Consider the following 13,703-nt stretch of genomic DNA (forward strand, 5'->3'; position numbering starts at 1 on the left):
GCCGACTGGACCTAGGTCCACTCGCCGGTGCGCCACGGCACCGGTAGCCTGCGCTCCATGGGTGGCATTGGGCCATCTGCAACGTATTGCCTTGGGGGAGGACCGAATGAAACGGAATTGTCTGAGTCTTATGATCGGCGCGCTGCTGGCCTCCGCGCCGGCACTGGCGCAGCAGGCGCCACAGGCCGCGCCGACGGCAGGCAGGACCGCTTCGGCCACCAACCTGGACAGCATCACGGTCACCGCGCGCAAGCGCGAGGAAACCCTGCAGGAGGTACCGATTGCGGTCACCGCCTTCACCTCCGAAGCCCTGGACAAGATGAACGTGCAGGACATCAGCGACCTCGACGGACAGGTGCCCAACCTGACCATCTACGCCGCGCGCGGTGCCAGCAGCACGGTGACCGCCTATATCCGCGGCATTGGCCAGTCCGATCCGACCTGGGGGGCGGACCCGGGCGTGGGCATCTACCTGGACGATGTCTATATCGCGCGCCCGCAGGGTGCGCTGCTGGATGTCTTCGACGTATCGCGCATCGAGGTGCTGCGTGGCCCGCAGGGCACGCTGTATGGCAAGAACACCATTGGCGGCGCGATCAAGTACATCTCGCGCGGCCTGCCCACCCAGACCGAAGGCTTCGCCCAGATCACCGTGGGCAACTACAGCCAACTCGACGCCAAGGCGGCCATCGGCGGCCCGCTGGGCGGGCCCGACAGCGGCCTGCGCGCGCGCGTGGCGGTGGCCAGCATGAACCGCGATGGCTTCGGCGAGAACACCTTCAATGGCCAGCCGATCAGCGACAAGCAGATCAATGCGGCGCGATTGAACCTGGGCGCCTATGCGGGCGACGACTTCGATGTGCAGTTCGCCCTGGACTGGATGGACGACCAATCCGGCATGCGCGGCTCCAAGATGCTGGCGCCCAATCCGTTCCTGCGGGCCTACCCGCCGATGGACAGCCGCTACGACATCCGCTCGGGCATGCGCAACCTCAACAGCGTGGAGACCAAGGGGGCCTCGGCCACGGTGAACTGGCGGCCCAGCGAGGATGTGGCGGTGAAGTACGTGGTGGCCAAGCGCGAATCGGACAGTGAGGCCAACATCGACTTCGACACCACCCCGGTCAAGCTGGCCGACGTGGGCGGTACCTACAGCGACAGCCAGGTCAGCAACGAGGTGCAGGTCAACTACGATGCCGGCGGCCGCGTGCGCGGCGTGGTGGGTCTCTATCAGTTCAGCGGTGAAGCCGGCGGGCAGATCCAGAACAACTACTTCAGCGCCCAGTTCGCCGACAACCAGGGCAAGGTGCTGACCGACAGCATCGCGCTGTATGCCGATTGGACCTTCGACCTGACCAGCAAGCTCAAGCTGGATGTGGGTGCCCGCTACACCGACGAGGACAAGCGCGCGATCGTGCTCAACCGCCTGTATTCCGATGCGACCTTCAGCCGGCCGGTCGCGGTGACCGCGAACTTCGACAAGAAAACCAACTTCAAGAACGTCTCGCCCAAGGTGTCGCTGGACTACCAGATCACCCCGGACATCATGGTTTACGGGCTGGCAACGCGAGGCTTCAAGTCCGGCGGGTACAACATCCGCGCCAATGCCGTGGCGGTGCCGCGCTCGGCCGAGCCGTTCGATGACGAGACCGTCGACAGCTTCGAGATCGGCAGCAAGATGGCCTTCCTCGACCAGCGCCTGTTCCTGAACCTGTCGGCGTTCCACAACAAGTACAAGGACATCCAGCTGTCGGTGTTCACCGGCATCGATAGCAATGGCGATGGCGTCGACGATGCCTTCTTCGGCGACTTCACCAATGCCGGCTCAGGCACGGTCAACGGCCTGGAGATCGAGTACCAGTACCTGCCCACCCAGCACTGGCTGATCTCCGGCAACCTGGCCTGGCTGGACACCAAGTACGACGAGTACATGGACCGCGGCATCAACGTGGCCGACCGCATGAAGTTCACCAACGCGCCGGATTTCTCCGGTGCCCTGAACGTGGAGTACCGCACCGCGCTGGGCAATGCCGGCAACCTGTCGGCACGGGTGAGCTACAGCTACCAGGGCGAGGTGTGGCCGACCACCGACCTGAGCCCGGTCATCCGCCAGGAGGGCTATGGGCTGGTCAATGCCGGGGTGATCTGGAAGCTCGACGACGCCTGGACCTTCTCGCTGCAGGGCACCAACCTGGCCGACAAGGAGTACCGCACCACCGGCTACAACATTCCGGCGGTCGGCACGCTGATTGGTTTCTACGGCCCGCCGCGCCAATATAGCCTCAGCGTCCGTTACGATTTCTAGGAAACACCCGCATGACGCCGTCTTACCATGACCTGTACTGGAACAGCAGCGATGGCCTGCGCCTGCATGCGCGCGACCATGCACCGGCGGCGGGCCAATCGGCCCGCGGCACGGTGGTCTGCATTCCGGGCTTGACCCGCAATGCCGCCGACTTCGATGCGCTTGCCCAGTCGCTGACCGCCGTCGGTTGGCGCGTGCTTGCCGTCGACCTGCGTGGGCGTGCGGGTTCAGAACGTTCGCCGGACCCCTCCGCTTACAACCCGCGCGCGTATGCCGACGACATGGTGGCGCTGCTGCAGTCGCAGAACATCGACAAGGCGGTGTTCATCGGCACCTCGCTGGGCGTGCTGGTCACCATCACCCTGGCCTCGCGCGCCCCGGAACGGATTGCCGCCGCGGTGCTCAATGATGCCGGCCCCAAGGTACCGCGCCAGGCCCTGGCGCGGATCGGCAGCTATGCCGGAAAGCCGGTGCCGCCGATGGATCTGGCCCAGGCCACGGCCTATGTGGAATCCATCGGCAAGGCGGCGTTCCCGCGCTTCACCGGCGATGACTGGCGGGCGATGGCCTCGCGCAGCTTCCGCCGGCGCGAGGATGGGCTGCTGGAACTGGACTACGACCCGGCGATCATCCGCACCACCCGGCCGTGGGTGTTGTGGCTGCTGCGCCCGGTGCTGTGGCGCGCGGTGCGTGCGTTGACCGCGCGCGTGCCGGTACTGGTGGTGCGCGGGGCGTTGTCGGACATATTGCCGGCCGATGTCGCGCGGCAGATGGCGGCGACCTCGGCCAGCGCCCGCCTGGTCGAAGTGCCCGATGTCGGGCATGCGCCCACCCTGTCCGAACCCGAGGCGCGTGAGGCCATCCTGGCCTTGCTGGAGCGCGTGCGATGAGCGCCGCCGTCACGGCCACTGAACTGCCCGCCGCCCTGCAGGCCCTGCAGCAATGGGCGGCGAACGAGCGGCTGAGCGGCAACACGCGGCTGGCGCAATCGCGCATCGACGCCTTCGCCGCCGCCACCGGCGATCACAACTGGATCCACGTCGACCCGGCCCGGGCAAAGGCTGGATTGCCGGGCGGGCAGACCATCGCCCACGGTTTCCTGCTGCTCTCGCTCACCGTCGAAGACGATGTGGCTGCCCTGGCCGGCTTCCCTGGCATCGCCCACGTATTGAACTATGGCTTGAACAAGGTCCGCTTTCTGGCGCCGGTGCCCAGCGGTTCGCAGGTGCGGGTGCGCTCGCGGCTGGTGTCGCTGGAGGCACGCCATCCCGGGCAATGGTTGCTGACCCAGCACAAAGCCGTGGAAGTGGTCCCCGCTGGCGAGGTGGCACTGGTGGCCGAACAACTGTCGCTGATCGTGACCGCCTAGCCCCGCCCTGCCCCACCGCGCATGGCCGGCCTGCTGCCGGCCGGCCGCGGTTCTCTCTACACTGGAGCGATGTTGACCCCCTCCATCGTCCTGTTCGCCTGCCTGGCATGGACCGCGCTGCTGTTCGGCGTGGCCCTGTGGGGGGAACGCCAGGGGCACCGGCTTGCCCGGGTCTGGCCGGCCATCTACGCGCTGTCGCTGGGCGTGCACTGCACGGCATGGACCTATTACGGCGCCGCCTCGCAGGGCGTGCAATGGGGCTTCCCGATCCCGCCGACCCTGATCGGCATGGCGCTGATCTTCTCCTTCGGCCTGCCGTTCCTGGCGCGGCTCGGGCGGCTGGCCAAGCAGCACAACAGCGCCACCATCGCCGACCTGGTGGTCGCGCGGCTGCGTGCCGACCAGGGGCTTGGGGTCACCATCACCCTGGTCGCCCTGTTCGGCATCATTCCCTACATCGCGCTGCAGCTCAAAGCCGTCAGCCAGGGCCTGCGCGCCCTGCTCGGCGATGCAGTCGCCAGCAGCGCGTGGCAGCTGGACATGTCGTTCTGGTTCGCGCTGACGATGGCGGCGTTCACCATGCTGTTCGGTGCGCGCAAGGCGTCGGCCACCGAGCACAACCGCGGCATCGTGGTCGCGCTGGGCCTGGAGTCGATGTTGAAGCTGGTGGCGCTGCTGGCCATCGGCGTATACGCCGCGGTATCGGTACACCAGGCCGGCACGCCCCTGCTTGAAAAGATGGTGCATCTGCCACCGCCGGCGGTCATCCCGGATTTCCTCACCATGGTCGCGCTCGGTGCGATGGCGGCGTTCACCCTGCCCCATCAGTTCCATGTGGGCGTGGTTGAACTGCGCCAGCCCTCGGACCTGAAGACGGCGCGCTGGCTGTTCCCGCTCTACCTGTTGTTGATCGGCCTGCCGTCGGTGCCGATGGCGCTGTCCGGTGCCGCACAGCTGCCGGCGTCGGTATCGCCGGACCTGTACGTGCTGGCCCTGCCGCAGGCGCGCGGCCACCACCTGCTGGCGTTGCTTGCCTACCTGGGCAGCCTGAGCGCTGCCACCGGCATGATGATCCTGTCCGGGTTGACCCTGTCGATCATGCTGGGCAACCACGGCGTGGGCTCACGCCTGCTGGGCGGCGTGGAGGGTGGGGTTACCCCCGCCGACCTGCGCCCGCGCGTGCTGGCCTTCCGTCGCGCCGGCATCCTGGCGGTATTCCTGATGTCGTGGCTGTACAGCCGCGCGATGAGCGGCACCGAGGCGCTCAGCGATTTCGGCCTGATGTCGTTCACCGCGCTGTCGCAGCTGGCGCCGGCGGTACTGCTGGCGGTGTACCGCCCGCGCACGCCCTCCCCGGCCATCATCGCCGGCATCGTGCTGGGCTCGCTGGTCTGGCTGTGGCTGGTGCTGCTGCCGATGGTGGTCCCGGACCGGCCGCCTGCGGCCGGCCCCGACGGGCTGCACTGGCTGGCGATGTTCTCGCTGCGCGTGCAGCCGGGCCATATCGCCTTCAGCATGGGCGCCAGCCTGGCGGCCAACCTGGTGACCGTGGTGCTGGTGTCGCGTGCGGTGCGCCCCTCGTTGCCACGGCGGAGGGACGCGGTGGCGGCGGCCTCGATGCGCAAGACCGCCGGTCGCTTCCTCGGTCAGGAACGGGCACGGCAGTTGATGGAGGGGCACGCCGGGCAGATGCTGGATGACGACCGGGTCACCGCCATCGAACGCGAACTGACCGCCGTGGTTGGCGCGGGCATGGCACGGTTGCTGGTGGAGGCCGCACGCGATGGCGGCGCCGCGCCATTGGAGGCGGTTACCCGTGCCGTCGGCGAAGCCACCCAGGTGCTGCGCTTCAACCAGCGCCTGCTGGAAGCCGCGCTGGAGAACATGAGCCAGGGCATCAGCGTGGTCGATGCCCAGTTGCAGCTGGTGGCCTGGAACAGCCGTTATGCCGCGCTGTTCAAGTTCCCGCCGGAGCTGCTGCAGGTGGGGCAGCCGGTGGTCAACCTCACCGCGTGGGCGTTGGGCCAACTGAAGATCGGCGATATCCCCGGCGACACCCCCGACAAGGCATTGCTGCGCCGCGTGGCGCACATGCGCCGTGGCACCCCGCATCTGTCCGAGCGGATATTCCCCGACAGCACCATCGTCGAAATCCGCGGCAACCCGATGCCCGGTGGCGGTTACGTGGCCACCTTCACCGATGTCACCGCCTTCCGCCGCGCCGAAGACGCGCTCAAGCGCAGCAACGAAACCCTGGAGCGCCGCGTGCAGGACCGCACCGCCAGGCTGGAGCAGGCGGTGCACGAGGCCGAACGGGCCAACGTGGCCAAGACACGTTTCCTCACCGCGGTCGGCCACGACCTGATCCAGCCCTTGCATGCGGCGCAGTTGCTGACCGACGCGATGTCCCAGCACATCGAATCGGAGTTCCTGGACAGCTTCCTGCGCCAGATCCGTGGCGCCCTGGATTCCACCGACGACCTGCTGTCGGGCCTGCTGGATATTTCGCGGCTGGAAGCCGGCGGGCTGGTGGCCGATCCGCGCCCGTTCGCGCTGTCGACCGTGCTCGATCCGCTGGCGCAGGAGTTCGCCGTGCTGGCAGCGGCGCGTGGCCTGCAGTTCCGCCATGTGCGTACCCGCGCCTGGGTACACAGCGACCCGCTGCTGCTGCGCCGGGTGCTGCAGAACTTCCTGGCCAATGCCATCGGCTACACGCGCCGTGGCGGCGTGCTGCTGGGCGTGCGCCGCCATGGCCACACGCTGCGCATCGGCGTGCATGACAGCGGCCCGGGCATCGCGGCGGAGCAGCAGGCGGTGGTGTTCGAGGAATTCCACCGCGGCGACCGCAGCAATGGCCAGGGCCTGGGCCTTGGCCTGGCCATCGCGCACCGGATTGCCGGCCTGCTGCATGCACCGCTGGACCTGCACAGCGTGCCCGGCCGCGGCTCGGCCTTCTCCATCGGCGTGGCGCGCGCAGCCCCGTCCACGGCCCCGCGCACTGAACCCACCGCCGGCGGCAACAGCACCATCAAGGGCATCCGCGTGCTGGTGGTGGACAACGACCCGGACGCGCTGGACGCATTGCGGCAGATGTTGCTGTCCTGGGGTTGCGATGTCGTCGCGGTGCGCGACGCCGGCGCGGTGGGCGCGTCGGCACGGGAGGCGGCGCTGTGGCTGTTCGACTACCACCTCGATGATGGCGATACCGGCGTCAAGCTCTGGACGCGCCTTGTCGCCGCCCATGGGCAGCGGCCCACGGTGATTCTCAGCGCCGATACCGGCAGCGACACGCGCGAGGCGGTACGCGGGGTGGGCTTATCGCTGCTGAACAAACCGTTCAAGCCGCTGGCGCTGCGCTGGGCGATCAACCACCTGCTGGCAAACCCCGGCACGGCAACGAGCTGAGCGCGCGCGACCGGCATCGCACCGCTCAGCGTCTTCGCCGCGGGTCAGGCGTCGCGCGCCTCATCGATCTGCCGGGAAGGATCGGTCAAGCCCATTTCGTGCAGCACGCGGATGGCCTGCGCACGGTTGCGTACGCCCAGCCGCTCCATGATGCGGGTCATGTGCGCCTTGACCGTGCGCAACTGCACGCCCAGGCGGTCGGCGATCTGCTTGTTGAGCAGGCCTTCGGCCACCAGGCTCAGCACTCTGTACTGGTGCGTGGACAGGCTGGCCAGGCGCGCGGCAAGGTCGGCGTCCTTGCCGAACGGCGCTGCCCGCGCCACCGGCTCGCGCAGCAGCGCCGGGATCCAGCGCTCGCCATCGAGCACGCTCTGCAGCGCCGACTGCAGGTCGGTCAGCCCCGAACTCTTGGGCAGATAGCCGGCCGCGCCCAGGTCGATGGCACGGCGGATCACGTGCGGCTCTTCGTTGGCCGAGACGATGATGATGGCCAACCCCGGCTGCAATGCACGGATGGTCGCCAGCCCGGCAAGGCCGTGATTGCCCGGCATATGCAGGTCCAGCAGCATCAGGTCGATCTGCTGGTTCTCGATGGTTTCCAGCACGCCGTGCAGCGAGTCGGCCTCGCTGATCTGCAGATCGGCCACCGCCTCTTCGGCGGCGCGATGCAGCGCCGCACGGAACAAGGGGTGGTCATCGGCGATAAGCAGGCTCGGCATGTCCGGCCGAGAGTAGCAAATCGCCTGCAGTGCGGCACGGGTACCTAGGTACGCTGGCGCACCGCGCCCGGCTTGCTAGTGTGGCGCGATGAACATCCTCCGCCCCGCTGCCCTGCTTTGGGCCATGCTGCCGCTGTTGTCCGGCGGCACCGCCATCGCCACTGCCGCCACGCCCGGCCACACCGATGAAGGTCCCGTGTTTGAGCAATGGCGGGAAACCCAGCATCGCGGCAGCGATGAACTGCTGACGGCGGGCCTGGGCATCGAAGCCCTGCGTTCGACCAGCGCGCCGGCGTTCGCCCGCCCGGCCCAGCCTACGGCCGACGAGGCCCGGCGCCGCGCGATCTGGAGCAGCTGGCGCGGCATCGCCGACCTGACTCCCGGCGGCGGCTTCGGCGATGTCTACGGCAACCTGCAGGCGGCGCCTGGTCGCGAGTTCTCCGCCTATGCGCGCGTCCCCGGCGCCCGCCAACCCCATCGCGTCCTGGTGCAGGTGCCCGACAGCTTCGATCCCGCGCACGCCTGCCTGGTGGCCGCGGCCTCCTCCGGCTCGCGCGGCATCTATGGCGCCATCCCGGTTGCCGGCAGCTGGGGCCTGGCCCACGGCTGCGCCGTCGCCTATACCGACAAGGGGGCCGGCAGCGACTATTACGACCTGGACGCCAGGGCCGGTTTCCAGGCCGACGGCACGCCAGCCACCCAGGGGGCGTTGGCCTTCGTTCCCGGGGAAGCGACAACCCCGCACGGCATCGCCTTCAAACACGCCCATTCGGGCGACAATCCGGAAGCGGATTGGGGCCGGCACCTGCTGCAGGCACTGCAGTTCGGCCTGCAGGCACTGGACCGCGCCTACCCCCGGTCGGCACCGTTCACCGCGGCCAATACCCGCACGCTGGGCGTGGGGGTGTCCAACGGCGGCGGCGCCGTGCTGCGTGCCGCGGAGATCGATGGCGACTGGTTCGATGCGATGGTGGCCGGCGAACCCAACGTCTCGGTTGCCGGTGCGCCGCCGCTGTTCGATTTCGTCACCCAGGCCGCGTTGCTGATGCCCTGCGCACTGCTGGCGCTGGATGATCTGCCACAGCCACCCCTGCAGGCACAGCTGGCGCCTGCATCGGCCCAGCGTTGCACCACGCTGAAATCCGCCGGGCAGGTGCAGGGCGATGACACCGCGGCACAGGCACGGTCGGCGCGGCAGCAGCTTGCCGACGCCGGCCTGGGCGAGGACGCACTTCGCGCCGGCGCGTTCTCGACCGGGCTGGATCTATGGCGCGCCATCGCGGCAACCTATGCCTCGGCCTACGGGCGCTACGGCGCTGGCGAACATCCTTGCGCATATGGCTTCTCGGCTACTGGCGCCGACGGCCGGCCCGGTCCGGCGCCCGCCGGGCTTCGTTCAACCTGGTGGAGCGAGGGCAGCGGCATCCCGCCGGGCAGTGGCGTGGTGCTGGTGGATGGCAATGCGGCACGCTCCGCAGAGGATCCGCTGTACGGCCTGAACTGCCTGCGCGCGCTCGGCACGGGCGACAGCGCCGATGCCCGACGGGTACGCGCCGGCATCGCCGAGGCGGCTGCCAGGGCCCCGCGCCGCGGCCTGCCGATCGTGGTGATCCACGGCCTCCACGACGGGCTGGTGCCCATCGGCATGACCAGCGATCGCTACGTGCCGCTCGCACGCAAGGCCGGGGCGCAGATCGCCTATTGGCGGGTAGACCACGCACAGCACTTCGACTCGCTGCTGGCCTTCCCGGACTACCGGAAGCGCTATGTACCGCTGCTGCCCTACATGTTCGCGGCGATGGACCAGGTGTGGGCCCACCTGGAAGACCCGGCGCACGCGCTGCCGCAGGACGCACTGGTCCAGCCCACTCCACGCGCGGAAGCGCCGTTGCTGCGCGGGCAGCTGTCCATCCCCGGCATCCCGGCCACTCCCGGGCGCTGACGCGCTGCCCACCAGGACACCCCAATGTCACTCACCACCGCCGCAAATCCGACCGCTCCCGAACCCCATGCCTATCCGCTGCTGATCAAGCAGCTGCTGCTCACGCCATTGGCGGTGCGCCCGGCGCAGGAAATCGTCTACGGCGACAAGGTCCGCTTCGACTACCGCACCCTGCAGGCGCGCATCGGCCAGCTGGCCGGTTTGCTGACCTCACTGGGGGTAAAGCACGGCGATACCGTGGCGGTGATGGACTGGGACAGCAACCGTTATCTGGAAAGCTATTTCGCGGTGCCGATGCTCGGGGCGGTGCTGATGATGGTGAACATCCGCCTTGCCCCCGAGCAGATCGCCTATACGCTCAATCACAGCGGCGCACGGGTGCTGCTGGCCAACCGCGAGTTCCTGCCGATGCTGGAAGGCATCGACGGGCAGCTGCCGGATCTGCGCACGCGGATCCTGCTGGACGATGCCGAGGGGCCGCTGCCGACCGGTTTCGTCACCGAGTATGAAGCCGGGCTGCGCGAGGCCACGCCCATCGGCAGCTTTCCGGACTTCGACGAGAACACCCGCGCCACGATGTTCTATACCACCGGAACCACCGGCCGGCCCAAAGGCGTCTACTTCAGCCACCGGCAACTGGTACTGCACTCGCTGACCGCGATGGCCGCCCTGGGCAGTGCGCCCGGCCAGGGGCGCCTGCACCGCGACGATGTCTACATGCCGATCACCCCGATGTTCCATGTGCACGCCTGGGGCCTGCCGTACGTGGCCACGCTGATGGGGGTCAAGCAGGTCTATCCCGGCCGCTATCTGCCGGGGCAGCTGCTGGCGTTGATCGCCCGCGAGAAGGTGACCTTCTCGCACTGCGTGCCGACCATCCTGCGGATGCTGCTCGACCATCCGGCCGCTGCCGACAGCGATCTGCGTGGCTGGAAAGTGATCATCGGCGGCGCGGCGCTGCCGCGGGCGCTGGCGCAACAGGCACTGGCCTGCGGGATCGACATCTTCGGTGGCTACGGCATGTCCGAGACCTGCCCCTTGCTCACCCTCGCCCAGATTGATGCCAGCGCCCTGGCCGATTCGGACGAGGCGCTGTCGCTGCGTACCAAGGCCGGCATCCCGGTGCCGCTGGTAGACCTGCGTATCGTCGATGAAAACATGCACGACGTCGCCCACGACGGCATCGCCACCGGCGAAGTGGTCGTGCGCGCGCCCTGGCTCACCCAGGGCTATCTGCACGACCCGGGCGCGTCGGCGGCCTTGTGGGCCGGCGGCTACCTGCATACCGGGGACATCGGCAACATCGATACCGGCGGCTACCTGCGCGTGACCGACCGCATCAAGGATGTGATCAAGACCGGCGGTGAGTGGATCTCCTCGCTCGCGCTGGAAGACATCATCGCCCTGCACCCGGCGGTCAGCGAGGTCGCCGTGATCGGCATCACCGATGCGAAATGGGGCGAGCGTCCCCTGCCCCTGGTGGTCAGGCAGGCCGGCAGCGAGGTGAGCGAGGCGGAGATCATTGAACTGGTCGCAGCGCGCAGCCGCACCGGCGATATCTCCCGCTACGCGGTCCCGGACCGGGTCAGCTTCGTGGAGTCGATCGCACGCACCAGCGTGGGCAAGATCAACAAGAAGCAGCTGCGCTGCCTGCATGATCCGGGTTCAGCGGACGCCCGTTGATACCCGGCTGCAGGGCGGAGGGTCGGTCCTGCCGCGCATGGGTCGAGGTGCGGGCATGGGATCGCAGGCGACACCGCGGCTCCTGCGCTACCCCGGGGCGTCTCGCTCCCATCTCAACTCGAACGCCAACGCCAGCCGCTGGCCCGGCTCCAGCCGGTTCGGCGCCAGGGTGAAAGCATCGGGCGGGCCGGTTTGTGGTTCCACGCAGGTAGCGTGCGGGGCGCCGTCGTAGACCACCCAGTGATCGGTGTCGGCGCGCATCCGCAGCCGCTGGCCGGCAGAGACCAGCGTTACCTCGGCCTGGTTGATGAAGCAGTCGTCCCAGGGCCCCGGTGCCGGGTCCACACAGGGCAAGGTGGCGATGCCCTCCCCGTCCCGTGGGTACATGGCAGCGGGGGCGAACAACAGGCGATCGGGCTTGCGGAACCAGGGATGCCAGCCGAGCACGGCCGGCATTGCCTGCTGGCCGGCCTGCACCGCCAGGTGCAGGTCCAGGCCGTCGGGACGTACGTGGATGGCCTGGGTCGCAAACCCACCGAAGGGCCAGTAGCGGTCCTCGGGAAGCGCCAGCGACAGCGTGGCGGTGTCCGCACCGATGCTGTCGACCTGCCAGGGCCGTGACAGGCCCACGCCGTGAATGGCATGCCCATTGAAGTTCGTCGGCAGCGCAAAGGCCCTGCCATCGAAGCTGAAGCAGCCATGCCGGATGCGCCCGGCCCAGGGCACCATCGGGTAGCACCCCCAGGCGATGGTTGCCGGCCCACCCTCGTGTTCGCCGACCAGCCACTCCACGCCATCATGGCGGATCCGGGCAATGCGTCCACCGGCTTCAGGTGCGAGCGCGACCTCCAGCCTGCCTGCCCGCAACCAGTGCAGGCGGCCACCCGGCAGCGATGCCTGCGCATCGTCCATGGGCAATGTGTTTTCAGCTGCCATAGGGATCGATGGTCCGGATGCTGCCGTCCGCTTCCATGTGCAGCGGCGTGCACTTGACCGAACGCAGGTGGGTAACGCCGCCGGACAGCAGGGCGTCATGGTAGAACAGGTACCACCGCCCCTCGAATGCGCAGATGGAATGATGCGTGGTCCAGCCCACCACGGGCTTGAGGATCACCCCGGCATAGGTGAACGGCCCATAGGGGCTGTCGCCGATGGCGTAGCACAGCAGGTGCGTATCGCCGGTGGAATACGACAGGTAATACCGGCCCTGGTACTTGTGCAGCCACGGCCCCTCGAAGAAGCGGCGCTCATGGTCATCGGCGCGCAGTGGCTGGCCGTGCTCGTCCAGGATGATGATTTCCCGCGTGGGCTCGGCCAGCCGGGTCATGCCCGCGTCCAGCCGGGCGACACGCGGGCCCAGTGCCGGCGCGTCTCCGGCCGGCTCCTGGTGCGCTGGGTCGTAATGGTTGTCACGGTAGTGCTGCAGCTGGCCGCCCCAGATGCCGCCGAAGTAGAGGTAATGCGTGCCGTCGTCGTCCTCGTATACGGCCGGGTCGATCGAGTAGGTTCCCTCGATCGGCTCGGCTTCGGGTGCAAACGGGCCCTCGGGGCGATCGGCCACCGCCACGCCGATGCGGAACCTGCCCTGCCCGTCCTTGGCCGGGAAGTACAGGTAATAGCGGCCGTCGCGGCTGGCCGCGTCCGGCGCCCACATCTGCTGCGCGGCCCAGGGCACGTCGCGCACATGCAGGGCCACGCCGCAGTCGATGGCCTCGCCCTGGGGCGTGTCCATGCGCAACACGTGGTAGTCCTCCATGCCGAAGTGCCCACCCTCGTCGTCGAACGGCGCGCCGCTGTCGATGTCGTGCGAGGGATAGATGTACAGGTGCCCTTCGAAGACGTGGGCCGACGGATCGGCCGTGTAGATGTGGGTGACCAGCGGTTGGGAGATGGCGTGTGCCGCGAGATGGTCAAGGCTGTTTCCCTGGCGACGCAGGTGCAGCTCGTGTTCGATGCGTGCCTCCATGCGCTTGTCGATCCTGTAGAGGAACAGCAGCGCAACGGCGACCAGGAACGGAAGGGAACAGTAGACGCTCACCGTCAGGCGGATGCCGTCGACCACGGCCCCGGGCTGCTGTTCCGCACCCGCCTGGTAGCCGTGGTGGGCCAGAATGCCGGCCACCAGCGCACCGCCGATGCTGAGCCCGATCTTCAGCCCGCACAGCATCGCCGAGAAGATGATCGCGGTGGCGCGGCGATGGTTTGTGGTGGTCAAGCTTTTCTGGACACTGCCAAGGGGCGTTCAGGCCGCCTGCGCTTCGTGGAGCGCAGGCGGTACCA

At 68.4% G+C, this 13,703-nt stretch carries 9 protein-coding genes and 1 pseudogene; 6 read left to right on the forward strand and 4 right to left on the reverse strand.

All coding sequences use genetic code 11. From position 1 onward, the window contains the following. Positions 1-106 precede the first annotated feature (106 nt). The 4 genes from IC535_RS12910 (at position 107) to IC535_RS12925 (ending at position 7,079) form a co-directional block, all read left to right on the forward strand. Positions 107-2,305 carry a TonB-dependent receptor gene (locus IC535_RS12910; protein WP_228886977.1) on the forward strand — a complete coding sequence of 733 codons (2,199 nt, stop codon included), beginning with the start codon at positions 107-109 and terminating at the stop codon, positions 2,303-2,305. An 11-nt stretch (positions 2,306-2,316) separates the two neighbouring features. Further along, positions 2,317-3,195 carry an alpha/beta fold hydrolase gene (locus IC535_RS12915; RefSeq protein ID WP_228886976.1) on the forward strand — a complete coding sequence of 293 codons (879 nt, stop codon included), beginning with the start codon at positions 2,317-2,319 and terminating at the stop codon, positions 3,193-3,195. Further along, positions 3,192-3,674, forward strand: a complete 483-nt coding sequence (locus IC535_RS12920; protein ID WP_228886975.1) for a MaoC family dehydratase — start codon at positions 3,192-3,194, stop codon at positions 3,672-3,674. Before IC535_RS12915 ends, IC535_RS12920 begins: the two co-directional genes overlap by 4 nt. Positions 3,675-3,743: 69 nt before the next feature. Then, positions 3,744-7,079 carry a hybrid sensor histidine kinase/response regulator gene (locus IC535_RS12925; RefSeq protein WP_228886974.1) on the forward strand — a complete coding sequence of 1,112 codons (3,336 nt, stop codon included), beginning with the start codon at positions 3,744-3,746 and terminating at the stop codon, positions 7,077-7,079. A gap of 44 nt (positions 7,080-7,123) precedes the next feature. Here IC535_RS12925 and IC535_RS12930 read toward each other — a convergent pair whose 3' ends face one another. Then, complete coding sequence (locus IC535_RS12930) at positions 7,124-7,798, reverse strand: response regulator transcription factor (protein ID WP_228886973.1); 675 nt, start codon at positions 7,796-7,798, stop codon at positions 7,124-7,126. A gap of 88 nt (positions 7,799-7,886) precedes the next feature. Here IC535_RS12930 and IC535_RS12935 point away from each other — a divergent pair, with 88 nt between their 5' ends. Then, a complete protein-coding gene (locus tag IC535_RS12935; RefSeq protein ID WP_228886972.1) occupies positions 7,887-9,740 on the forward strand; it encodes a D-(-)-3-hydroxybutyrate oligomer hydrolase in 1,854 nt (617 codons plus the stop codon). Between the two features lie 24 nt (positions 9,741-9,764). Then, entirely contained in the window at positions 9,765-11,423 is a 1,659-nt protein-coding gene (locus IC535_RS12940) for a fatty acid--CoA ligase (protein WP_228886971.1), read from the forward strand. A gap of 87 nt (positions 11,424-11,510) precedes the next feature. Here IC535_RS12940 and IC535_RS12945 read toward each other — a convergent pair whose 3' ends face one another. From IC535_RS12945 to IC535_RS12955, 3 genes and pseudogenes are all read right to left on the reverse strand, one after another. Beyond that, positions 11,511-12,359 (reverse strand): aldose 1-epimerase, encoded by an 849-nt coding sequence (locus IC535_RS12945; RefSeq protein WP_429000399.1) that lies wholly within the window; start codon positions 12,357-12,359, stop codon positions 11,511-11,513. Beyond that, the gene (locus tag IC535_RS12950; RefSeq protein WP_267473043.1) at positions 12,349-13,359 is read right to left on the reverse strand and encodes a glycoside hydrolase family 43 protein; all 1,011 of its coding nucleotides are present in this window, start codon (positions 13,357-13,359) and stop codon (positions 12,349-12,351) included. The genes IC535_RS12945 and IC535_RS12950 overlap by 11 nt, the downstream gene beginning before the upstream one ends. Further along, positions 13,336-13,626 (reverse strand): annotated as a pseudogene (locus IC535_RS12955) (MFS transporter); the annotation flags it as partial. The pseudogene IC535_RS12955 and the gene IC535_RS12950, both read right to left, overlap by 24 nt. Between the last annotated feature and the right edge of the window lie 77 nt (positions 13,627-13,703).

Origin of the sequence: Stenotrophomonas rhizophila (assembly GCF_020857975.1) — a bacterium.
Lineage (GTDB): Bacteria > Pseudomonadota > Gammaproteobacteria > Xanthomonadales > Xanthomonadaceae > Stenotrophomonas > Stenotrophomonas rhizophila_C.

Excerpts from the sequence above, each read along its gene's own strand:
- IC535_RS12910 (WP_228886977.1), top strand. The coding sequence starts at position 107 with ATGAAACGGAATTGTCTGAGTCTTATGATCGGCGCGCTGCTGGCCTCC.
- IC535_RS12915 (WP_228886976.1), top strand. The coding sequence starts at position 2,317 with ATGACGCCGTCTTACCATGACCTGTACTGGAACAGCAGCGATGGCCTG.
- IC535_RS12920 (WP_228886975.1), top strand. The coding sequence starts at position 3,192 with ATGAGCGCCGCCGTCACGGCCACTGAACTGCCCGCCGCCCTGCAGGCC.
- IC535_RS12925 (WP_228886974.1), top strand. The coding sequence starts at position 3,744 with ATGTTGACCCCCTCCATCGTCCTGTTCGCCTGCCTGGCATGGACCGCG.
- IC535_RS12930 (WP_228886973.1), bottom strand. The coding sequence starts at position 7,798 with ATGCCGAGCCTGCTTATCGCCGATGACCACCCCTTGTTCCGTGCGGCG.
- IC535_RS12935 (WP_228886972.1), top strand. The coding sequence starts at position 7,887 with ATGAACATCCTCCGCCCCGCTGCCCTGCTTTGGGCCATGCTGCCGCTG.
- IC535_RS12940 (WP_228886971.1), top strand. The coding sequence starts at position 9,765 with ATGTCACTCACCACCGCCGCAAATCCGACCGCTCCCGAACCCCATGCC.
- IC535_RS12945 (WP_429000399.1), bottom strand. The coding sequence starts at position 12,359 with ATGGCAGCTGAAAACACATTGCCCATGGACGATGCGCAGGCATCGCTG.